Raw genomic sequence first — 21908 nt, 5'->3', positions numbered from 1 at the left:
CCATGGACGTCGATCCTCAAGCTGAAGGACCCGGCAGCCGCGGCCGCAGCCTGCGCGGCATTCCGTTGCGCGTGCTCGTCCCGAACCTGATGACGGTGCTGGCGATCTGCGCCGGCCTCACCGGCGTTCGCCTTGCATTTGAAGGCCGTTTCGAGCTTGCCGTCACGATGGTGCTGGTCGCGGCCCTTCTCGACGCCGTCGATGGCCGCATCGCCCGCATGCTGAAGGGCACCTCGAACTTCGGCGCGCAGATGGATTCGCTCGCGGACATCGTCAACTTCGGCGCAGCACCGGCGCTGCTCCTCTACGCCTACATGCTCGACGTGGCAGGGGCGTTCGGCTGGATCGCGGCGCTGATGTTTGCCATCGCCTGCTGCCTGCGCCTCGCGCGCTTCAACGTCATGCTGGAAGACCCGAACCGGCCAGCGTGGAAGGCGGATTATTTCGTCGGCGTGCCGGCACCGGCGGGCGCTCTGCTCGTCCTGCTGCCGCTCTATCTCGGCTTCCTCGGCATGCCCCGCAACGAGGTCACGGCCTTCTGCGCCAGCGCCTATTCGGTGGTCGTCGCCCTGCTGATGGTCAGCCAGCTTCCGGTCTATTCCGGCAAGACCGGCATCCGCGTTCGCCGCGACCTGGTCATGCCGCTGATGCTCGGCATCGTCCTCTACGTCGCGCTGTTCTTCAGCTTCAGTTGGGAGACGATGGCCGCGTCGGCAATTGCCTATCTGATCTTCCTCCCGTTCAGTGCTGTCGCCTACAAGCGCCGCGAGAAGGTCGAGGCCGCCAGGCTGGAAGCCGCCTTGCAGGAAGAGCCGAAGGGCGAAGAAGACTTCTGACCGCGGCTCAGGCGGCGGCAGCCGCCTCGCGCCGGCGCAGCTCTTCGCAGCGTGCGTAAAGCGCCGCGGAGGAGGTGTTTATCTCCGGATCGCGCGCGACAAGTTCCTCGAGGGTGATCGGCTTCAGGGTTCTCACTGCCAGCTGTGGAAACAGCTGGCGCTTGCCGGTGCTGCTTTCGACAAACGACGACGTCAGCCTGTCGGCCCCCTCGACATGGATCGGCTGCACCCGCGCCTCGGCGCGCAGCGCGATGCGCGCAACCGCACGGTAGAGGCGGAAGGCGCGAGAGTTTGGGTCCATGTCGGCCGCGAGGTAGACGCAGAGACGCCCCTTGCTACGCAGCACGCGCACCAGCCGCCGGCTGACGAAGACATGCTCCGGATTAAAGGCGATGGTGCGGGCGAGCTCCCGCCAGGGCTCCAGCCAGATCGAGCGTGCTGCCCGGTCGTCGAGAATATGGAGCGTGTCCTCCGGCAGGAGGCTCAGCATCAATGCCGGATCGAGCCGCGACTGGTGCGAGACGATATAGAGGATTGGACCTTCATCATCGGCCGTATCCTCCAGCGCCGTCGCATCGACGCGCCACAGCGCCGCCAGCGGCACGTAGAGCGCCGCCTGATGGAAGCTGATCTTATGCCGGCGGGAAAACCAGAAGGCCGCGGCAAGCCATGCCGCAGCTACGGCGGCGATGATGAGTCCGATCAGGATCAAGTTCGCCTCCGGTTCAGTCGAACGTCGCCAGGCTGAGCAGGAGGGAAGGGTAGCGCAAGGACCTGACGCGTCAATCGCCGCTCACGCGAAAATTGTGTTTAGGGCCTCCAGCCCTGCTCCCACGGTGGCGGGTTGCCGCCATAGGTGAGGTCGAGGTACTTCCGCGCCTGCGACTGGCCGGTGGTCGTGATCGAGAAATTGCCGAACTGGCAGGTCGTCGCCCTGGTCTCACCGGCGAGGTTGCCCGAATAGGACGGAACCATCTCTTCCTTGCAGTTGCTGCCGGAAGTTACACCCGGCACGACGTCGAGATTAACGCCCGGCAGGGCATCCGACGTCGACGGACTGCCGTCGAAGCTCTGCGAGCTGAAGACGTCCGCCTGGGCGGGAACGACCGCGGCGACCGCAAGACCAAGCGCAAAGAGCAGAGAAGTCTTCATGTGGGGTTTCCAGCTGTCTCGAAGATGCAAGCAACGTTCAGATGCTTAGCATGGGCGGGAAACCCGGTCGATAGTGTGACGCAGGGTTACTGCGGCATGGAGTATCGCAGGAATTTCTCCGCGCGCACGTCGTAGATCGCGCCGGTTTCGGTCAGCGTCGGGCTGGCGAGCGGGATGATCTTGGGGGCGACCTCTGACGGATGCGGGACCGTCTTGGGATCCTCGCCCGGCATCGCCAGCGCGCGCATCGCGGTGCGCGTGCGGCCCGGGTTCACGCAGTTGACCCTCAGCGCAAGATTCTTGGTCTCGTCGGCCCAGGAGCGCGCCATGGCTTCGACTGCCGCCTTGGAGGCCGCGTAGGGCCCCCAGTAGGCCTTCGCGCTATGGGCGGCGCCCGAGGACATGATGATGGCGCGGCCAGCGTCGGAGAGGCGCAGCAGCGGGTCGACCGATCGGATCAGCCGCCAGGTCGCGGTGACGTTGATGTTCATCACCTTCTCGAAGGTCTTCGCCTCAACGTGGCCAAGCGGCGCAATGACGCCGAGGATCGCGGCGTTGGCAACGAGGATGTCGAGCTTGCCCCAGCGTTCGTGAATTGCGCCGCCAAGGCGGTCGATGCCGGCCATGTCGGTGAGGTCGAGCGGCACCAGGGTTGCCTGGCCGCCCGATGCCTTGATCTCGTCGTCGAGCTCTTCCAGCCCGCCCACGGTGCGCGCAACGGCGATCACATGCGCGCCGGCAGCGGCGAGTTCCTTGGCGATAAAATATCCGATGCCGCGGGAGGCGCCGGTAACAAGAGCGATGCGGCCGGACAGATCAGGGGCTTCGGACATGATAATTCCCATGGTTGATTGTGGCGCTTCGGCCAGTTCACGAGCCGACTTAGCCTAATCGGGGCGGGAGGGGAACCCGCTTGACCTTCCTGACGGTGCGTCCCATATCTGCCCGGCCGGGACGACCCGGTCTTCGGACAACAGATGGGGACGGCCCCATCTCCTCAAAGGAGACGGGCAATGGCCTGGATTTATCTGTTTTTCGCCGGATTGTTCGAAGTGGCCTGGGCGGTCGGCCTCAAATACACCCACGGATTCTCGAAGCTCGTACCGAGCTTGTTCACCGTCGGCGCAATGGGCGTGAGCCTGTTTTTGTTGGGCCTTGCCCTGCGCACGCTGCCGCTCGGCACGGCTTATGCCATCTGGACCGGCATCGGCACCATCGGCACCGCGATCCTCGGCATCCTGCTGTTTTCTGAGCCGGCCGAAATCATGCGCATTCTCTGCATCGTCATGATTGCGGCCGGCATCATCGGCCTTAAGCTGGTATCGCCCTGATCAGGAGTTGCTGGCCAGCAGCGACAGGGTGCGGACGTTTTCCGAACCTTCCATGTCGGCAAGGCGAGTCGGGTACTCGCCTGTGAAGCAGGCGTCGCAGTACTGGGGCAGCGCGTTGTCGCGGGCTGCCTCGCCGACCGCGCGGTAGAGACCGTCGATCGTCAGGAAGCCGAGCGAATCGACACGGATGAAGTCGGCCATTTCCTCGACGGTCATCCGCGAGGCGAGCAGCTTCGACTTCTCCGGCGTGTCGACGCCGTAGAAGCACGAGGCGCGGGTCGGAGGCGACGCGATGCGCATGTGCACCTCGCGGGCGCCGGCGTCGCGCACCATCTGCACGATCTTCTGGCTGGTGGTGCCACGAACGATCGAGTCGTCAACGAGGACGACGCGCTTGCCTTCGATCATCTTGCGGTTGGCGTTGTGCTTCAGCTTCACGCCCATGTGACGGATGGAGTCGCCAGGCTGGATGAAGGTGCGGCCCACGTAGTGGTTGCGGATGATGCCGAGTTCGAACGGAATCCCCGAGGCCTGGCTGAAGCCGATGGCAGCGGGCGTGCCCGAATCCGGAACCGGAACGACGATGTCTGCGTCGACCGGGTTCTCGCGGGCGAGTTCAACGCCGATCTGCTTGCGCACCGTGTAGACGTTGCGGCCCTCGATCGTGGAGTCGGGGCGGGCGAAGTAGACGTATTCGAAGATGCAGAACCGCGCCTTCTGCTTCTCGAACGGATAGAAGCTCTCGATTCCCTTGCTGGTGATGACCACCATCTCGCCCGGCTCGATGTCGCGGACGAAGCGGGCGCCGATGATGTCGAGCGCGCAGGTTTCCGACGCGAGGATCCAGGCGCCGTCGAGGTCACCGAGCACTAGAGGGCGGATGCCGAGCGGATCGCGGCAGCCGATCATCTTCTTCGCGGTCAGCGCGACCAGCGAGAAGGCGCCTTCGATCTGACGGACAGCATCAATGAAACGCGAGTTGATGTCCGCCTCACGGCTCATGGCGATGAGGTGGAGGATCGTCTCGGTGTCGGAGGTCGAGGTGAAGATCGCGCCCTGCTTCTGCAGTGCGCGCTGCACCGTCATCGCGTTGGTGAGGTTGCCGTTGTGGGCAACGGCGATGCCGCCTTCGGCGAGTTCGGCGAACAGCGGCTGGRTGTTGCGGRKGCTGGCGCCGCCGGTGGTCGCGTAGCGGGTATGGCCGATAGCGCGGTTGCCTTTGAGGCGGTCGAGGACCGACTGCTTGGTGAAGTTGTCACCGATCAGGCCAATGTGCCGCTCGACGAAGAACTTGTGGCCGTCAAAGGAGACGATGCCCGCCGCCTCCTGTCCGCGGTGCTGCAGCGCGTGCAGTCCCAGCGTTACGATGGCTGCCGCGTCGGGCCTGCCGAAGATGCCGAAAACGCCGCATTCGTCATGAAAGCGGTCGTCGGCACCTGAGGAAAACGGAGTATCGTCTGCGTCAGCCATTGGTCTGCGCCCTTCATACCGCTCTATGTGCGTTGTGTTCTTGTCCCTTTGGGGACTGGTCCTAGTTCTCGGCTGGCGCTTCGCCTGCGCCATCTCCCTTGATACGATCAAGGATGGAGTTTTCCGGGTCGTCCGGCAGGATGCTTTCCAGCCAGTCTCCCACACCTTCCAGCAGCGGCAGCGACTTCGCCTCGGAAATCCATGTCGGGGCGTTCGGTCCGACGAGCCACGAGAAGAAAAGCAGGCCCACTGCAACCACCAGCACGCCACGGGCAGCGCCGTAAAGGAAGCCAAGCGTGCGATCGAGCGCGCCGATGCGCGAATCGATGATGAAGTCGGCGATTTTCATGGTGATAATGGTCACCACGATCAGCGCGACGAAGAACACGATGGCTGCCGCGACGGCGAGCTGTACCTGTGCGTGGTCTATGTAGGGCTGAACGTAAGGCAGAACAATGGGGTGGAAGAAATATGCCGCAGCGGCCGCAGCCACCCATGACGCGATCGACAGAACCTCGCGGGAAAATCCGCGGACCATCGCCAGCATGGCGGAAACCAGCGTGAAGCCGACGAGGATACCGTCCAGCAGGGTGATTGGCATTCGAGCTGTCACTCCATCATGGCGCATGCGCCGCCAGTTTCATCAACCATCTGCGTCCCGCGCACGCGCTCCGGCGATCCGCGCGACGAGTTCCGAAAGCGTAGACGGCTGAAAGTTTCCCCGCGCGCCGCCACCTGGCTCGTCACCATTCGAGGGCGGCATCACCGCCCTTGCAAAACCCAGCTTTTCCGCCTCTTTCAGGCGCTGCTGGGCGTGTGCGACTGGCCGTATCGCCCCCGAAAGGCTGATTTCGCCGAAATAAACGCAATCGGCTGGAAGGGCAAGACCGGTGAGCGACGAAACCAGAGCTGCCGCAACGGCAAGATCCGCTGCCGGCTCGGTGATCCGGTAGCCGCCTGCGACATTGAGGTAGACGTCGTGCTGCGAGAAGCGGACGCCACAATGGGCTTCCAGCACCGCCAGCACCATCGACAGGCGCGAGGAATCCCAGCCAACCACGGCTCGGCGCGGCGTGCCGAGCGGCGAGGGGGCAACCAGCGCCTGGATTTCCACCAGCACCGGCCGCGTGCCTTCCATGCCGGCGAAGACTGCTGCGCCGGGCGCGGCTGCACTGCGCTCGCCAAGGAAGAGTTCAGACGGGTTGGCGACTTCACGCAGGCCTCGGTCGGACATCTCGAAGACGCCGATTTCGTCGGTTGGGCCGAAGCGGTTCTTCACCGTCCGCAGGATGCGGTAGTGGTGGCCGCCTTCGCCCTCGAAATAGAGCACGCCGTCGACCATGTGCTCGACCACGCGCGGGCCGGCGATCTGGCCTTCCTTGGTGACGTGGCCGACGAGAACGACCGCGGCACCGGTCGATTTTGCATAGCGGATCATCGCCTGCGATGCCGCGCGCACCTGCGTCACTGTGCCAGGGGCGGAATCGGCCATGTCGGTCCACAGGGTCTGGATCGAGTCGAGGATCAGGAGGTCCGGGCGCTTGCCTTCGGCAACCGTCGCCAGAATGTCCTCGACATTCGTCTCCGCCGCGAGTTCGACCGGCGTTTTGTCGGCGCCGAGCCGCTGCGCGCGCAGACGGATCTGCGCTACCGCCTCCTCACCGGAGACGTAGACGACGCGATGACCGCGCAATGCGAGCGCAGCCGCGGCCTGCGTCAGCAGGGTCGACTTGCCAATACCTGGATCGCCGCCGATCAGCAGCGCCGAACCGCGCACGAAGCCGCCTCCCGTCGCGCGGTCCAGCTCGCTGATACCGGAGACGATGCGTGGCGCTTCCTCGATCTCGCCCGAGAGGGTTGTGAGTGCTACCGGCCGGCCCTTGCGCGCACTACGCAGGCTTGAAGGCCCGGCGCCGATGCCACTGGACGTGCCTTCCTCGATCAGCGTGTTCCATTCGCCGCACGCGTCGCACTTTCCAGCCCAGCGGGCGTGAACCGTGCCGCAGTTCTGGCAGATGAATTGCGTGCGCGACTTAGCCATGGGCGCGCGTCGCCTGGAACGACCAGCTTCTCAAGGCACTACTCAAAGCGCTCGGGCAGACGGTCCTCGTCCGCCAGATCCGAGAAGCGGGTGTACTGGCCCTCGAAGGCGAGTTCGACGGTGCCCGTAGGACCGTGACGCTGCTTGGCGATGATGACTTCCGCCTTGCCCTTGGCGCGCTCGTACTTGAGGCGCCATTCCTCGTATTCGGGGGTGCCTTCCTCGGGCTGCTTGTTCTGCAGGTAGTACTCGTCGCGATACACGAACAGCACGACGTCCGCGTCCTGCTCGATCGAGCCCGATTCACGAAGGTCGGAGAGCTGCGGGCGCTTGTCGTCACGCGATTCCACCTGACGCGACAGCTGGGAGAGAGCGATGATCGGAACCGACAGCTCCTTTGCCAGCGCCTTGAGGCCGGTGGTGATTTCAGTGATTTCCTGCACGCGGTTCTGCGAGGCTCGGGCGGACGAGCCCTGCATGAGCTGAATATAGTCGATCACCAGGACGTCGAGGCCGCGCTGGCGCTTGAGACGGCGCGAACGTGCCGCAAGCTGCGCGATGGAGATGCCACCGGTCGAGTCGATGTAGAGCGGGATCTTCTGCAGCGTCTGGGTGCAGCTGACCAGCTTCTCGAAGTCGGCTTCGGTGAGGTCACCGCGACGGATCTTCGATGAAGGCACTTCCGCCTGCTCTGAAATGATACGCGTTGCCAGCTGTTCTGCCGACATTTCGAGCGAGAAGAAGCCGATCACGCCGCCGTTCTTGGCCTTGAACGAGCCGTCTGCCTGCTGCTCCGGCTCATAGGCCGCAGCAATGTTGAAGGCGATGTTGGTCGCAAGCGAGGTCTTACCCATACCCGGACGGCCAGCGAGGACGATAAGGTCCGAAGGCTGCAGGCCGCCCATGCGGGCGTCGAGGTCATACAGGCCCGTCGAGATGCCCGACAGATGGCCATCGCGCATGTAGGCCGCGCTTGCCATATCGATCGCGGTCTTGAGCGCGTCGGAGAAGCTTTCAAAGCCGCCGTCATAGCGTCCGCTTTCCGCGAGCTCGAACAGGCGGCGTTCGGCGTCCTGGATTTGGTCGGACGGGGACATGTCGACAGGCGCATCATAGGCGATGTTGACCATGTCCTCGCCAACCTGGATCAGCGCGCGGCGCGTTGCGAGGTCGTAGATCGCACGACCATAATCGCTCGCATTGATGACGGTGACGGCCTCTGCCGCGAGGCGTGCAAGGTACTGCGCGACTGTCATGTCGCCGACCTTCTCGTCGGCGGGCAGGAACGTCTTGATCGTCACCGGATTGGCCATCTTGCCCATCCGGATCAGGTCCGAGACGACTTCGTAGATCTTGCGGTGAAGCGGCTCGTAGAAGTGAGTCGGCTTCAGGAAGTCCGAGACGCGATAGAACGCGTCGTTGTTGACAAGGATAGCACCGAGGAGAGCCTGCTCGGCTTCGATGTTATTGGGCGCCTCACGATAGAGAGGCGTCTCCGCTGAGCTGAATTTGCGTGCTGCTTCCGCCATGCCGGTTCCAATTGCCATTGTCGGGCCGGCACGCGAGACTGGCTCCGGCATCATCTCCGAAACAGTCCTAGACCGCATGGGCGGACATTCAAAGCACCAAGCTACCGGAGCTTTGGACGCGCCCCAGATCGCTACCGTGATCCACAGAAGTTCACAGCTCGATGGAGCGAGTCACTGATTCGCGCTTGACCCGTTTGCGGCGGGAGCATAGCCGCGCGGCCCGTCCCGGTTAAGGGGCGATCAGCCCTTTCCCGTCACCTTTTTCCGCTTCGCCGAAGATGCGGCAGCCGGGGCGCCCCGGCTTGCGGCAGGGCTATCGCGCTTGGCGATCTCCTTCTCGGCGAGGGTGATGTAGTCGCGTGTCAGCGGCAGGGTGTCGTTGCGTGGCGAAAGCTGCAGCTGGAACACCATCATGTCCTGCCAGCGGAACGCGGCCTCGGAGCCTGCGAGGTAGAATTCCCACATCCGCGCGAAGCGCTCGTCGTAGATCTCGAGCACCTTGTCGCGGTTTGCCATGAAGCGCTCGCGCCAGTGACGCAGCGTCTCGGCGTAGTGGATCCGCAGGATCTCCGTGTCGGTGACGAACAGGCCGGCCTTTTCGATGTGTGGCAGCACCTCGGAAAGGGCAGGGATATAGCCGCCCGGGAAGATGTGCTTGCGGATAAAGGCATTGGTCGCGGCGGGCGGGCCGGCGCGACCGATCGAGTGCAGCACCATCACGCCGTCGGGCTTGAGCAGCGACGCGCACTTCTCGAAGAAGGTACGGTAGTGGTTGACGCCGACATGCTCGAACATGCCGACCGAGACGATGCGGTCAAACCGCTCCTGCAAGCTGCGATAGTCGCGAAGCTCGAAATGGACGTGGCGGTCAAGGCCAAGGTCATGCGCGCGATCGGTGGCCACCGCGTGCTGTTCGGTGGAGAGCGTGACGCCAAGGACGTCGACGTCGAAATTCTGGGCAAGGTAGAGGCCAAGGCCGCCCCAGCCCGAACCGATGTCGAGCACCTGCTGGCCGGGTTTCAGGTCGAGCTTTGCTGCCAGGTGGCGCTTCTTGGCGAGCTGCGCTTCCTCGAGCGTCATGTCGGGCCGCTCGAAATAGGCGCAGGAGTATTGCATGTCCTCGTCGAGGAAGAGGCGGTAGAACTCGCGCGACAGGTCGTAGTGGTGTTCGACGTTCTTGCGTGACCGGTGCGCTGTGTTGATCTGGTGGAAGCGGCGCAGGGCGACACGGACGCTTTCCAACGCTTTGGCCCACGCGTTGCCGTAACTCCACGGCCCCATATTCTCATAGGCGATCTTCAGGAACGAGAGGACGTCGCCCTCAAGGATTTCCAGTTCGCCTTCCATGTAGGCTTCAGGCACCGCGAGCCAGGGATCGAACAAGATCGCGCGCTGTGCGTGCTTGGTCTTGATGGCAACGTGGATGCGCTGGCCGGTCCCGTCTCCAAAGTGTTCAGTCGTACCGTCCGGGTATGTGAGAGAAAGATTTCCGGTACGAACCAGCCGCTCGACGACACCATGAAGTAAACGGTTCATGTCCTCCGCCTCCGAACAACAAGCCCCATGCTTGCACAACTTCGGCGGAGAAAAAAGGTTCGAAAACAAGAGGCCCGCCCGGTTACCCGGACGGGCCTGTACTCACCGCCAGGCGGCGAATTCTTACTCTTCGTCTTCGAAGCCTTCGGCGTTCGGATCGAAGAACGACTCAGGACGGGCGTTCTCGTTGATGTCCTCGCCGTAGATGGCCTCAGCCGAATCGAGCTTCTCGCCGGCTGCCTGACGCTCGGCTTCCTCAGCCGTACGGGCGATGTTCAGCTGGATCGTGACCTGGACTTCCGGGTGCAGCGAAACGACGATGTCGGAGATGCCGATCGCCTTGATCGGGTGGTTCAGCTCAACCTGGTTGCGCGAAACGTTGAAGCCCTCGGCGACCAGCAGGTCGGCGATGTCGCGGGTCGAGACCGAGCCGTAAAGCTGGCCGGTTTCACCAGCCGAGCGGATGATGACGAAGCTCTTGCCGTCGAGACCTTCGGCGACCTTGGAAGCCTCGGCCTTGCGCTCCTGGTTGCGGGCTTCGAGCTGGGCACGCTGAGCCTCGAACTTCTTCATGTTGGCTTCGGTCGCGCGGAGCGCCTTGCCCTGCGGCAGAAGGTAGTTGCGTGCAAAACCGTCCTTGACGCGGACGGTGTCGCCCATCTGGCCAAGGCGTGCGATACGCTCGAGAAGAATAACCTGCATTGTCTTGCTCCTTCATGGCCGCTTGCGGCCAGGACATGAAAGGCAGGACATCAAGTGGGGCTGGGTGCCCGGGTCGCTGTCCTGCCGCGTTGGCAGTTAGGGCCATGTAGCCCAACTCGGATTTGGGAATCACACCGACGCGCCGACCGCGAGGGTGGAAGCCGGGGCGGCGAGCCGCCCCGGAAAGTCTTACTTCACGACGTACGGAAGCAGGCCGAGGAAGCGGGCGCGCTTGATCGCCTTGGCGAGCTCGCGCTGCTTCTTCTGGCTGACAGCCGTGATGCGGGACGGAACGATCTTGCCGCGCTCCGAGATGTAGCGCTGCAGCAGACGGACGTCCTTGTAGTCGATCTTCGGTGCGTTCGCGCCGGAGAACGGGCAGGTCTTGCGGCGACGGTGGAACGGACGCCGAGTCGGGATCTGGTTGATGTCGACCATTATTCCGCTGCTCCTTCAGCCTGTTCGCGCGGACGGCGCGGGCCACGATCACGATCGCCGAAGCGAGGACGGTCGCCAAAGCGGCCTTCACGCTCACGGTCATCGCGCTTCTGCATCATTGCCGACGGGCCTTCCTCGTGCGCTTCGACGCGGACGGTCAGGAAGCGGAGGACGTCTTCCGACAGACGCTCCTGGCGCTCGAGCTCCTGGATGGCAGCGGCCGGAGCCGAGATGTCCATGAGCGTGTAGTGCGCCTTGCGGTTCTTGTTGATGCGGTAAGTGAGGGACTTCAGTCCCCAGTTCTCAACCCGGCCAACCGTGCCGCCCAGCGATTCGATCACTGCCTTGTACTGCTCGACAAGGGCTTCGACCTGCTGCGCGGAGAGATCCTGCCGGGCAAGGAACGTGTGTTCGTAAAGAGCCATATTCTCTTGCCTTTCTTCGTTTCTCTGTCGGGCCCGGCGGCTAAGCCTCTGCAACTTCTCTTGTCCGCGAAGCGGCCGAAGAAAGGAGCATGACGAGACGGTCGAGAGCGGAGACACGGGAGGCGGAGAGACTTGCCCTCACATGCGGCCGCCTCTATTCGAAACGGCAACAGCCCTCCGTTCAGCCCCCAGCTGGGACCGGCAGATTGCGGGCGTCTATACAGGTTTTTGCGCCGAACGCAAGTTTGCCCCGCCATCGAAAGGGACATCTGCGTCAATAAACAGCCAGAAAACTCATCCAAAGGGAACCTGCGGAGGCGAAATGCGCAGGGACAAGCCGCGCCGACGTTGCATTGCGGCCTTGACCTCACTGGCTCCTTGCGCCACACGCTCGCTCGACAACAGGCTGGAGAAACGCCGTCATGACGATCGCCTTTACCTTTCCGGGCCAGGGTAGCCAGGCCGTGGGGATGGGCAAGGATCTTGCCGATGCCTTCCCGGAAGCCCGTGCCGTATTCGCCGAAGTTGACGATGCGCTGGGCCAGAAGCTTTCCACGCTGATGTGGGAAGGTCCTGAAGATGAGCTGACGCTGACTGCCAACGCGCAGCCGGCGCTGATGGCTGTTTCGCTGGCCGCGATCCGCGTGCTTGAAGCGCGCGGCTTCTCGCTGAAGGACAAGGTCACCTACGTCGCCGGCCACTCGCTTGGCGAATACTCGGCGCTCGCCGCTGCCGGTGCGTTCTCGATCGGCGATACCGCGCGTCTCCTGCGCATCCGCGGTAATGCCATGCAGGCAGCTGTTCCGGTGGGCGAGGGCGCGATGGCCGCGATCATCGGCCTCGAGCAGGATCAGGTCGAGGCCGCGTGTGCCGAGGCCGCGCAGGGCTCTGTTTGCCAGATCGCCAACGACAATGGCGGTGGCCAGCTGGTGATCTCCGGCGCGAAGCCTGCCGTCGAGCACGCCGCTCGCATCTGCACCGAAAAGGGCGCCAAGCGCGCGCTGATGCTGCAGGTCTCCGCGCCCTTCCATTCGGCGCTGATGCAGACGGCCGCAGACGCAATGCGCGAAGCCCTGTCGAAGGTAACGGTAAACGCGCCGGTCGTTCCGGTTGTGGCAAACGTGACCGTTTCGCCGATCACCGACCCGCAGGACATCGTCGCCCGTCTTGTTGAGCAGGTCACCGGCCGCGTGCGCTGGCGCGAGACCATCGAGTGGTTCGGCGCCAACGGCGTGACCACGCTTTATGAAGTCGGCTCCGGCAAGGTCCTGTCGGGCCTCGCGCGGCGTATTGACCGCAACATCGCGACCGCCAATATCGGCACGGCGAGCGATATCGACGCCGTTCTCGCCGAACTGGCCTGATGCTTCCGGCGGCGCTCCCTTAGCAGGGGAGTGGGCCCGATCACGAAGGGATTAAAAAGATGTTCGATCTGACCGGCCGCAAGGCGCTCATTACCGGTGCAACCGGCGGCATTGGCGAAGCCGTTGCACGTGTGCTCCATTCCGCCGGCGCGACCGTCGGCCTGCACGGCACCCGCGTCGAGAAGCTCGAGGCGCTGGCTTCAGAGCTCGGCGACCGCGTGAAGATCTTCCCGGCAAACCTCTCCGATAAGGATGAGGTCAAAGCACTCGGTCAGAAGGCCGAGGCTGAGCTTGAGGGCGTCGACATCCTCGTCAACAACGCGGGAATCACCCGCGACGGCCTGTTCGTCCGGATGTCGGACGATGACTGGGACGCGGTAATCAACGTCAATTTGAGCGCCGTCTTCCGTCTGACCCGCGAGCTGACCCACCCGATGATGCGCCGCCGCTTCGGCCGCATCATCAACATCTCCTCGGTGGTCGGCGTGACCGGCAATCCAGGTCAGGCGAACTACTGCGCCTCCAAGGCCGGCCTGATCGGCTTCTCGAAGTCGCTGGCCCAGGAAATCGCGACCCGCAACGTCACCGTGAACTGCGTTGCGCCGGGTTTCATCGAATCGGCCATGACCGACAAGCTCAATGAGAAGCAGAAGGAGGCGATCATGGGCGCCATCCCGATGCGCAAGATGGGCACGGGCGAGGACATCGCCGCCTCAGTGCTGTATCTTGCCTCCAACGAGGCCGGCTACGTCACCGGTCAGACGCTTCACGTCAACGGTGGCATGGCGATGATCTGAGGATCAGCACGGAGGGACGTCTTTTTGCCTTGGTTCCCGTTACCGTTTCTGGTATCGGGCGCCGCAGCAGAGGGTAGATAACCATCTCCAGGAGCAGTCTGGCAGCAGCCTGATCGGCGGAACTAACCACAAGAAAACGGGTTTATGGGCCGCCTCTGCTCCGATCTTTCATCTTGATTACCGGCAATCGTGCCGTTAACGAAGTTCCATCAACTTTCAGAAGTCGAGGGTTTGCAAATGAGCGATACCGCAGAACGCGTCAAGAAAATCGTTGTCGAGCATCTGGGCGTCGATGCCGACAAGGTCACCGAAGGCGCGAGCTTCATCGACGACCTCGGCGCAGACAGCCTCGACACCGTCGAGCTGGTCATGGCTTTCGAAGAAGAGTTCGGCGTTGAGATCCCGGACGATGCCGCTGAGACGATCCTGACCGTCGGCGACGCCGTCAAGTTCATCGAGAAGGCCTCGGCCTGATCTCGCGTCCGCGCCGCACTGAAACAGACCTGAGCGTCGAGCTATGAGACGAGTTGTCGTCACTGGCGTGGGCCTGCTGTCGCCTTTTGGCGTCGGAGCAGAGCACACTTGGAAAGAGCTTCTGGCCGGAAAGAGCGCGGCGCGTCGCGTTGAGACATTTGAGGTGGACGATCTTGCTTGCAAGATCGCCCACGTCATTCCTCGCGACGGCGGGGAGAATGCGTTCAATCCTGACGACTTCATGGAGCCGAAGGAGCAGCGCAAGGTTGGCGACTACATCATCTACGGTATCGCCGCCGCAGACATGGCGCTGGCCGATTCGGGCTGGAAGCCGCAGACCACGGAAGAGCAGGAGGCTACCGGCGTCCTGATCGGTTCCGGCATCGGCGGCATCGAGGGCATCGCCGAGAATGCGATGATCCTGAAGGAAAAGGGTCCGCGCCGCATCAGCCCGTTCTTCATTCCGGGCAACATCATCAATCTGGTCTCCGGCCACGTCTCGATCCGCCACGGATTGAAGGGCCCGAACCACGCAGTCGTCACCGCCTGCTCGACCGGCGCGCATGCCATCGGAGATGCCGCACGCCTCATCATGTTCGGCGACGCAGACGTCATGGTGGCTGGTGGTGCGGAAGCTCCGGTGACCCGTCTGTCGCTGGCTGGCTTCGCTGCCTGCCGCGCACTGTCCACCGAGCGCAACGACGAGCCCACCAGGGCTTCCCGTCCTTACGACCGCGACCGTGACGGTTTCGTCATGGGCGAGGGCGCAGGCGTCGTGGTTCTCGAGGAACTCGAGCACGCCAAGGCACGCGGCGCGAAGATCTACGCCGAGGTCGTCGGTTACGGTCTGTCGGGCGACGCCTACCACATCACCGCTCCGTCCGAGGATGGCGACGGTGCGTTCCGCTGCATGACCAACGCGCTGAAGCGGGCAGGGCTTGCTCCGTCGGATATCGATTACATTAACGCCCATGGCACTTCGACCATGGCCGACACCATCGAGCTCGGCGCAGTCGAGCGGCTGGTGGGTGATGCGGCGTCGAAGATCTCGATGTCGTCGACAAAGTCGGCGATCGGCCACCTGCTCGGTGCTGCCGGTGCAGCGGAAGCGATCTTCTCGGTCCTCGCAATCCGCGACAACATCGCTCCGCCGACGATCAATCTCGATAATCCGGAGCGTGAAACGGCCATCGATCTGGTTCCTCACAAGCCGCGCCAGCGGCAGATCGATGTGGCGCTGTCCAACTCGTTTGGCTTTGGTGGCACCAACGCGTCTCTGGTGTTCCGTCGTTACATTGCGTAACGTCTTCGGCGGCGCGGTGCGCCGCCATTTCTGCCACATTCGGGCTTAGGTTCGGGAACCGACTCGGACCTTATTTTTCAATGGAGAGCCGCAAGGCCTATGACGACCGATTCCGCGGATCAGGGTACCTCGCCAGCGACTCCTTCGCCCGCGTCGGCGAAGCCGATAGTGCCCAAGACCGCAAGCGAAGCGCTGCGGCCGCAGGCCGGTACGCCGCCGCCGGTACGGTCGCGCCGCTCGCGCAGCCAGTTCGTCGTCTTCATGAACTTCGTCATGTCGGTGATCGTCTTCGTGGCGATCGTATCATTCGCGGCGGTCTGGTACGGTAAGGCCGAATTTGAAGGCCCTGGCCCGCTCGCTGCCGCCGATACGATTCTGATCCGTCCTTCGACGGGCGTTGGTGAGATCGCCGATTTGCTTGAGCGCAAGGGCATTATCTCCGATGCGCGCATCTTCCGCCTTGGCCTGCGTGCCTACGGCAATGACGGCAAGCTGAAGGCTGGCGAATACGCCATTCCGGCAGCGGCTTCGATGCACGACATCATGGACCTGCTGGTGAGTGGGCGCTCGATCCTGCATTCGGTGACCGTTCCCGAGGGGCTTACCGTCAAGCAGGCGCTCAAGCGCATCGCCGAGGTCGAGGAGCTTGAGGGCGATCTTCCTGCGGAACTGCCGGAAGAGGGGTGGATTGCTGCCGACACCATCCGCTTCACGCGCGGCATGAAGCGCGAGGAAGTCGTCAAGCGCCTTATGGCCGACCAGAAGGCGCTGGTGGAAAGCATCTGGGCGCGTCGCGCCGAGGGCTTGCCGATCAACGACATCAACGAGTTCGTCACGCTCGCGTCCATCGTCGAGAAGGAAACGGCCCGCGGCGACGAGCGCTCGCGCGTGGCAGCGGTGTTCATCAACCGCCTCAAGAAGGGCATGCGGCTCCAGTCCGACCCGACCATCGTCTATGGTTTGTTCGGTGGCGACGGCAAGCCGTCCGACCGTCCGATCTATCGCTCGGACATCGAGAAGCCGACGCCCTACAACACCTACGTCATCGATCGCCTGCCGCCCGGACCGATCGCGATCCCCGGACGCGCGTCGCTGGAGGCAGTCGCCAATCCATCGAAGACCAACGATCTTTATTTCGTCGCTGACGGGTCGGGTGGACACGTCTTTGCCGAGACACTGGAAGAGCACAACGAAAACGTCGCGCGCTGGCGCCGTATCGAACGCGAGCGGGCAGCAGCTTCTCAGTCGTCGGGAGGAGAGACTCCGGCACAGTAGGCTAGTCGGCGGGGACAGGGGGTAGCGTTATGAGTTTGCAGAGTATGACCGGCTTTGGCCGGGCCGCCGGAGAGCACCACGGTGCCGTATTCGTCTGGGAACTGAAGTCGGTTAACGGCAAAGGTCTCGAGGTTCGCCTGCGTCTGCCCGCCGGTCTCGAACGGCTCGAGCAGGCGGTCCGTCCCGCCATCCAGAAGCGTTTTTCACGCGGCAACATCCAGGCTTCGCTGAACCTCACACGCACCGGCTCGCTGGCGCAGCCGGTTGTGAACGAGGATTTTCTCAAGGACCTTGCGGGTCTCGCCAGGCGGCTCGAGGAGCAGTTCGGCGTGGCGCCCGCTACTGCCGATGGCCTGCTCGCGCTGCGCGGCGTGTTGGATTCGCCGGAGACGCTTGAAGACGAGGAAAGCAGAGCCGCACTCGATGCCGCGATTCTCGCGTCGCTGGATGAAGCTCTCGACGGCCTGCAGCAGGCCCGCGAGAACGAGGGGCAGGCGCTCGCCAAAGTGCTGCTTGCCCACCTCGATACCATCGAGGCGCTGACGCTGCGTGCCGAGGCAGACCCCTCGCGCGAGCCTGCTTCCATCCGCAAGCGTTTGGCCGAGCAGGTAGCACTGCTGCTTGAGACGAACGCACCACTTGATGAGGCGCGGCTCCATATGGAGGCGGCGTTTCTCGCGACCAAGGCCGACATCCGCGAGGAGATCGACCGGCTCAAGACGCATATTGCGGCTGGCCGCGCGCACATCGCCGGCGGCGGAGCGATCGGCAGGAAGCTCGACTTCCTGTCCCAGGAATTCAATCGTGAAACGAACACGCTTTGCTCGAAATCGAACGCAGCTTCTGTTACGGCCATCGGCCTGGAGCTGAAGGCGGTCGTCGATCAGTTTCGCGAGCAAGTGCAGAATTTGGAGTAGATCATGGCCGATACGCCGCTCAACGCAACAATCCGCAGGCGCGGGTTGATGCTGGTGCTGTCGTCGCCGTCGGGCGCGGGCAAGTCCACCATTGCGCGCAGCCTGCTTGAAGAGGACAAGGGCTTCGAGCTGTCGGTCAGCGTCACCACGCGCGCGCGCCGCGGCAGCGAGATCGATGGCCATCACTATCATTTCCGCACCAAGCGCGAATTCGAGCTGATGCGCGACAATGATGAGTTGCTGGAGTGGGCCGAGGTCCACGGCAACTACTACGCTACGCCACGCGCGCCGGCCGAGCGCGCGATCGCGGAAGGCCGCGACATGCTGTTCGACATCGACTGGCAGGGAGCAGAGCAGCTGCGCGAGAAGATGCGCGGCGATGTCGTCTCGATCTTCATCCTGCCGCCGTCGATGCGTGAACTGAAGGAGCGCCTGCGTCGGCGCGCTGAGGATGCGGAAGAGGTGATTGAGGCGCGCCTCAAGAACGCACGCACCGAAATCGAGCACTGGCTCGACTACGACTACATCGTCATCAACGAGGATCTGCAGAAGGCGTTTGCCGAGGTGCGGGCAATCGTCACCGCCGAACGCCTGCGCCGCGACCGCCGTCCGGGCCTGTTCGACTTCGTCACCGGCCTGCTGGACGAGAAGCTCGGTTAGCGACTGGGAGGCTGCCTGTTCAGTCGGGCAGCCGCTTCACAAGCTGGTCCCAGCCTTCCAGGAATTCTTTTCGCGCCCTCAGGCCGCCCGGCGCGCGGATCAGCGTCTCGTCCTGATTTAGCCGGGCAAAGACCAGCGTGCGGCCATTCTTCTTGGCCCAGCCGACATACCAGCCCCAACCGCGCGCGCGGTCGAGAGATCCGTCGCGCTTGCGCGGGAATGCCGAGCCGGTTTTCCCGGCGACCGTCCAGCCGGCCGCGGTCGAACGTTCGATGATCCGGTCCGTCTTGTCCATGGCGTCCCTGGAAACCGGCAGCTGCCGGTTCATGAGTTGCCGAAGGAACTCGACCTGTTCCGCCGGTGAGATCTTCAGCGACGAGCCGATCCAGGCGCGGTCGAGCGCGTTGTCCTTTCCCTTGTCGCCGGACCAGTCGGAATTGCCGTAGCCGAATGCAGCCGTGTAGGCAGCAAGCCTTTCCTTGCCAAGAGCGTGCGAAATCTGCTGCGAGTACCAGACGACCGAATGTTTCAGCCAGCGCGCCGGCGTGGTGGTCTGCTTCCAGTCCGGCCCGCCCCAGTCCGCATAACCCTTTTTGACGGGCAGGGCAGGGTTGTTCTCGTCCTTGAGGAAGCCAGAGTCAAGCCCGATCACCGCAAGGGGGATCTTGAAGGTGGAGGCAGGCGTCACGCGCGTGCGGCAGTCGCCTTCTTCGAGCAGGACTTTTCCGGAGGTTCCGTCCGCGATCACGGTGCAGAGGGTAGCGGCGCTGGCTGCTGCGGGAACGAGGAAACCCAGAACGGCAACGACAATCCCGCAGATCAACTTCATGTGCCGGTTTTCCCATCCACCAGTCGCGACAACGCAACGAATTCCTCGACGCTTAGAGTCTCGGCGCGCCGGGTCGGCTCGATATCCGCCTGTTGCAGCAGCGCCTCGCCGCCGAGCGACTTCAGGCTTTGCCGCAGCATTTTTCGGCGCTGGCCGAAAGCGGCCTCTGTAACCTTCGCAAGAGTGCGCTCGTTGGCCTCAAGAGGCTTTTCCCGCGGTTCGAGGTGCACAACGGCGGAATTGACCTTCGGCGGCGGCGAGAAGGCCTGCGGCGGCAGGTCAAAGACGATGTTGGCGCGCGTGCGCCAGCCCGCTAGTACCCCCAGCCGACCATAAGCGTTATCGCCGGGTTTCGCCACGATGCGCTGCGCGACTTCCTTTTGGAACATCAGCGTCATTGAGGTCCAGAACGGTGGCCATTGCGGACCGGTTAGCCAGCGGATCAGTAGTTCGGTGCCGATGTTGTAGGGCAGGTTCGCGACGATCCGCACGTTCTCTGCGCCGCTTGCCAGCGCCGCAAAATCCGTCTCCATCGCATCGCCCGCAATCACCTCAAGTCGGCCGGGATAGTGCGCGGAAATTTCCTCCAGCGCCGGCAGGCAGCGTTCGTCACGCTCGACAGCGACGACGCGATGAGCGCCGTTGGCGAGAAGCGCGCGGGTCAGGCCGCCCGGGCCGGGACCGACCTCAATGACGGTGCTCTTCGTCAGGTCCCCGGCCGAGCGGGCGATCTTGTTGGTGATGTTGAGGTCGAACAGAAAGTTCTGGCCGAGGTTCTTCTTGGCGCGCAGTTCGAACCGGTCGACCACGTCCTTGAGCGGGGGCAATCCGTCGAAGCTCATGCGCGTGCCGCCTTCCTGTCGGCCATGAAACGGGCGAGCCTCAGCGCTGCGACGAGGCTGTCTGGCCGCGCGATGCCCTTGCCGGCGATGTCGAACGCCGTGCCGTGGTCGGGCGACGTGCGGATGAAGGGTAAGCCAAGGGTGACGTTGACCGTCTCGTCGAAGGCGAGCGCCTTGGCCGGGATCAGCGCCTGGTCGTGATACATGCAGACGGCCGCATCGTACGACGCGCGCGCTTGCGGATGGAACATCGTGTCGGCGGGCAGCGGCCCGCGCACATTGATGCCGCGACGGCGCAGCTCATCTATCGCCGGCTGGATGATCTCTATTTCCTCGCGCCCCATGGCCCCGCCTTCGCCCGCGTGGGGGTTAAGACCGGAAATCGCGACGCGCGGCTCTTCTATACCGAACTTCTCGCGCAGGTCGGCTGCGGTTACAGCGGCCGTCTCGACGATTTCCTCTGTCTTGAGGATCTGTGGAACCTCGGAAAGCGCAATGTGGATCGTCACCGGCACTGCGCGCAGCTCTGGTCCTGCAAGCATCATCACCGGCTTCACGCCGCCCGCGAGATGGCCGAGGAATTCGGTGTGCCCAGGATAGCGGAAACCGGCGTCGTAGAGCGGCTTCTTTGCGATCGGGCAGGTGACGAGGGCATCGGCGCGACCGGCGTTGACGTGTTCTACCGCGCGCTCGATCGACTCGATGATGCCAGCGGCATTGTTCGCGCTCGGTGCGCCCGGCTCGTTCTCATAGCGTGCCTTGAGCGGAACGACCGGAAGCGCCCTGGCGAAGACATCGGCGGCGCTTTCAGGCGTCGTCGTCTCGACAGGCACCTTCAGGCCAAGCTTGGCAGCCTGCGCCTGCAGAGCGTCCGGATCGGTGAGGAGATAGAATGCAGGAGTGTTCAGCTCCTCCCGCTCAAGCCATGCCTTGAGGGCGATCTCCGGCCCGATGCCGGCCGGATCGCCCGATGTGAGCGCTAGCAAGCCCAAACTGCGCCTCCTTGCAGACGACCGGCCGAAAGCCGATCAGCGACGGACGATCTGCGCCTTGGCGCGGAGTTCCTCAGTCAGCTTCTTCGACTGGTCGTCCTGGCTGCCGCCACCGCCCTTTTCGGATTGGAACACCATCTGGGCGACGCTATCGTCCGAAACCTCGCGGGCGCTGCAGACGCCGATGAACTCGACCCCGCGCTCGGTTTCACGCACGCGCGTGGCCTGGCCCGGCTTGGTCTGCTTGATGTGCTCTGCCCAGTCGGGGGGCAGCTGCGGCTCCAAAATGCGGCCGAGGTCGCGGACGGTGACGTCGATCAAGCCCTTGGCAAATTCGCGCGTCGTGGCGCAGTTCTGGAAGCGCTGGCGCAGTGCCTCAGCCTCGCGTTTGCGCACGCCCAATTTGCCGCGCTCCTTGGCCGGAACGACGAAGATCACCTGCTGCAGCATGTACTCGGTCGCCGACGGCTTGTTGCCGCCCTGCTGCAACATGCGCTGCACGGCGTCCTGCTCGCTGACGCGGCCAGCTTGCGAGCGCTGCTGCAGAACCTGCGACCATGCCATCTGAGCGCGAATGTATTCGCGGAAGTGAGCCTTGGTTACGCCGGCCTGATTGAGGATCTGGTCCATCTGCTTGGCCGACATGTTGTTCGACTTGGCGAAGCGCTCGTAGGCGCCGGCGACCATGTCGTCGGAGATGTTGATGCGCATGCGCTTGGCTTCCGCCATACGCACCGCCTGGTCGATCATTTCCTCGGCAGCCGCAGTCTGAACGTTGCCGCGACGGTTCTGCAACCGCAGGAAGGCGGCGCGGCGCTGGATGTCGTAGCTTGTGATGGGCTGGTTGTTGACGATGTACTTGATCTCGCTGGCATGAGCGACAGGCGCCATGAGCGGAACTGCGGCCCCGGCGAGCGCAAGGCTCAAGGCGAGAGTGGTGCTGCGCAGGACGCTGCCGAACGTTTTCATCCGAAAAGTCTCCTGTGGTGCCAGAC

At 63.6% G+C, this 21908-nt stretch carries 24 protein-coding genes; 9 read left to right on the top strand and 15 right to left on the bottom strand.

Going from position 1 to position 21908, the window contains the following annotated elements; genetic code table 11:
- Positions 1 to 2: 2 nt before the first annotated feature.
- The gene (locus L610_RS00610) at positions 3 to 836 is read left to right on the top strand and encodes a phosphatidylcholine/phosphatidylserine synthase (RefSeq protein ID WP_144701662.1); all 834 of its coding nucleotides are present in this window, start codon (positions 3 to 5) and stop codon (positions 834 to 836) included.
- A gap of 7 nt (positions 837 to 843) precedes the next feature.
- Here the strand turns inward: L610_RS00610 and L610_RS00605 are convergent, their stop codons facing one another.
- From L610_RS00605 to L610_RS00595, 3 genes are all read right to left on the bottom strand, one after another.
- A complete protein-coding gene (locus L610_RS00605) occupies positions 844 to 1548 on the bottom strand; it encodes a 1-acyl-sn-glycerol-3-phosphate acyltransferase (RefSeq protein WP_144701659.1) in 705 nt (234 codons plus the stop codon).
- A gap of 98 nt (positions 1549 to 1646) precedes the next feature.
- Positions 1647 to 1988: a hypothetical protein gene (locus tag L610_RS00600; protein WP_024848557.1), complete on the bottom strand. Its 342-nt coding sequence runs from the start codon at positions 1986 to 1988 to the stop codon at positions 1647 to 1649.
- 86 nt (positions 1989 to 2074) lie between these two features.
- Positions 2075 to 2821, bottom strand: coding sequence for an SDR family NAD(P)-dependent oxidoreductase (locus L610_RS00595; RefSeq protein WP_024848556.1), 747 nt, complete (start codon positions 2819 to 2821; stop codon positions 2075 to 2077).
- Between the two features lie 180 nt (positions 2822 to 3001).
- On the opposite strand from L610_RS00595, the gene sugE reads away from it, so the two are divergent.
- Positions 3002 to 3319 carry a quaternary ammonium compound efflux SMR transporter SugE gene (sugE, locus tag L610_RS00590; protein ID WP_024848555.1) on the top strand — a complete coding sequence of 106 codons (318 nt, stop codon included), beginning with the start codon at positions 3002 to 3004 and terminating at the stop codon, positions 3317 to 3319.
- On the opposite strand, the gene purF is transcribed toward sugE, so the two are convergent.
- The 8 genes from purF to rpsF all read right to left on the bottom strand — a co-directional run bounded on the left by purF (position 3320) and on the right by rpsF (position 11460).
- The gene (gene purF / locus L610_RS00585) at positions 3320 to 4789 is read right to left on the bottom strand and encodes an amidophosphoribosyltransferase (RefSeq protein WP_144701656.1); all 1470 of its coding nucleotides are present in this window, start codon (positions 4787 to 4789) and stop codon (positions 3320 to 3322) included.
- 61 nt (positions 4790 to 4850) lie between these two features.
- Positions 4851 to 5390 carry a CvpA family protein gene (locus L610_RS00580; protein ID WP_024848553.1) on the bottom strand — a complete coding sequence of 180 codons (540 nt, stop codon included), beginning with the start codon at positions 5388 to 5390 and terminating at the stop codon, positions 4851 to 4853.
- A 42-nt stretch (positions 5391 to 5432) separates the two neighbouring features.
- The gene (radA, locus tag L610_RS00575; protein ID WP_024848552.1) at positions 5433 to 6830 is read right to left on the bottom strand and encodes a DNA repair protein RadA; all 1398 of its coding nucleotides are present in this window, start codon (positions 6828 to 6830) and stop codon (positions 5433 to 5435) included.
- 38 nt (positions 6831 to 6868) lie between these two features.
- Positions 6869 to 8359, bottom strand: a complete 1491-nt coding sequence (locus L610_RS00570) for a replicative DNA helicase (protein WP_144701706.1) — start codon at positions 8357 to 8359, stop codon at positions 6869 to 6871.
- Positions 8360 to 8599: 240 nt separating this feature from the next.
- On the bottom strand, positions 8600 to 9895 hold the full coding sequence (locus L610_RS00565) for a cyclopropane-fatty-acyl-phospholipid synthase family protein (protein WP_144701652.1): 1296 nt from the start codon (positions 9893 to 9895) through the stop codon (positions 8600 to 8602).
- A 123-nt stretch (positions 9896 to 10018) separates the two neighbouring features.
- A complete protein-coding gene (gene rplI, locus L610_RS00560; protein ID WP_024848549.1) occupies positions 10019 to 10597 on the bottom strand; it encodes a 50S ribosomal protein L9 in 579 nt (192 codons plus the stop codon).
- Positions 10598 to 10786: 189 nt separating this feature from the next.
- Positions 10787 to 11035: a 30S ribosomal protein S18 gene (gene rpsR, locus L610_RS00555; RefSeq protein WP_019170551.1), complete on the bottom strand. Its 249-nt coding sequence runs from the start codon at positions 11033 to 11035 to the stop codon at positions 10787 to 10789.
- Entirely contained in the window at positions 11035 to 11460 is a 426-nt protein-coding gene (rpsF, locus tag L610_RS00550) for a 30S ribosomal protein S6 (RefSeq protein ID WP_024848548.1), read from the bottom strand. The genes rpsR and rpsF overlap by 1 nt, the downstream gene beginning before the upstream one ends.
- A gap of 422 nt (positions 11461 to 11882) precedes the next feature.
- Between rpsF and fabD the strand changes: the two genes are divergently transcribed.
- The 7 genes from fabD to gmk all read left to right on the top strand — a co-directional run bounded on the left by fabD (position 11883) and on the right by gmk (position 18250).
- A complete protein-coding gene (gene fabD, locus L610_RS00545; protein ID WP_144701649.1) occupies positions 11883 to 12824 on the top strand; it encodes an ACP S-malonyltransferase in 942 nt (313 codons plus the stop codon).
- A gap of 59 nt (positions 12825 to 12883) precedes the next feature.
- Positions 12884 to 13621 carry a 3-oxoacyl-[acyl-carrier-protein] reductase gene (gene fabG / locus L610_RS00540; RefSeq protein ID WP_024848546.1) on the top strand — a complete coding sequence of 246 codons (738 nt, stop codon included), beginning with the start codon at positions 12884 to 12886 and terminating at the stop codon, positions 13619 to 13621.
- A 237-nt stretch (positions 13622 to 13858) separates the two neighbouring features.
- Positions 13859 to 14095 (top strand): acyl carrier protein, encoded by a 237-nt coding sequence (locus L610_RS00535; protein WP_024848545.1) that lies wholly within the window; start codon positions 13859 to 13861, stop codon positions 14093 to 14095.
- Positions 14096 to 14138: 43 nt separating this feature from the next.
- Positions 14139 to 15398, top strand: a complete 1260-nt coding sequence (gene fabF, locus L610_RS00530) for a beta-ketoacyl-ACP synthase II (RefSeq protein ID WP_024848544.1) — start codon at positions 14139 to 14141, stop codon at positions 15396 to 15398.
- Positions 15399 to 15497: 99 nt separating this feature from the next.
- Positions 15498 to 16673, top strand: coding sequence for an endolytic transglycosylase MltG (gene mltG / locus L610_RS00525; protein WP_144701646.1), 1176 nt, complete (start codon positions 15498 to 15500; stop codon positions 16671 to 16673).
- A 29-nt stretch (positions 16674 to 16702) separates the two neighbouring features.
- On the top strand, positions 16703 to 17590 hold the full coding sequence (locus L610_RS00520; protein ID WP_144701643.1) for a YicC/YloC family endoribonuclease: 888 nt from the start codon (positions 16703 to 16705) through the stop codon (positions 17588 to 17590).
- A gap of 3 nt (positions 17591 to 17593) precedes the next feature.
- Positions 17594 to 18250 (top strand): guanylate kinase, encoded by a 657-nt coding sequence (gmk, locus tag L610_RS00515; protein WP_144701640.1) that lies wholly within the window; start codon positions 17594 to 17596, stop codon positions 18248 to 18250.
- Positions 18251 to 18269: 19 nt separating this feature from the next.
- Here gmk and blaOXA read toward each other — a convergent pair whose 3' ends face one another.
- From blaOXA to L610_RS00495, 4 genes are read right to left on the bottom strand one after another with little or no spacing between them, the layout of a single operon-like run.
- On the bottom strand, positions 18270 to 19079 hold the full coding sequence (gene blaOXA, locus L610_RS00510) for a class D beta-lactamase (RefSeq protein ID WP_144701637.1): 810 nt from the start codon (positions 19077 to 19079) through the stop codon (positions 18270 to 18272).
- Positions 19076 to 19921, bottom strand: a complete 846-nt coding sequence (gene rsmA / locus L610_RS00505) for a 16S rRNA (adenine(1518)-N(6)/adenine(1519)-N(6))-dimethyltransferase RsmA (protein WP_144701634.1) — start codon at positions 19919 to 19921, stop codon at positions 19076 to 19078. Before rsmA ends, blaOXA begins: the two co-directional genes overlap by 4 nt.
- Positions 19918 to 20913, bottom strand: a complete 996-nt coding sequence (pdxA, locus tag L610_RS00500; protein ID WP_144701631.1) for a 4-hydroxythreonine-4-phosphate dehydrogenase PdxA — start codon at positions 20911 to 20913, stop codon at positions 19918 to 19920. Before pdxA ends, rsmA begins: the two co-directional genes overlap by 4 nt.
- A gap of 36 nt (positions 20914 to 20949) precedes the next feature.
- Positions 20950 to 21882, bottom strand: a complete 933-nt coding sequence (locus L610_RS00495) for a peptidylprolyl isomerase (RefSeq protein ID WP_024848537.1) — start codon at positions 21880 to 21882, stop codon at positions 20950 to 20952.
- Between the last annotated feature and the right edge of the window lie 26 nt (positions 21883 to 21908).

The organism is Aminobacter sp. J44 (assembly GCF_007829415.1).
Classification (GTDB): Bacteria; Pseudomonadota; Alphaproteobacteria; order Rhizobiales; family Rhizobiaceae; genus Aerobium.
The sequence above is the reverse complement of the archived record's forward strand: the minus strand, read 5'-3'. Positions and strand labels throughout refer to the sequence as shown.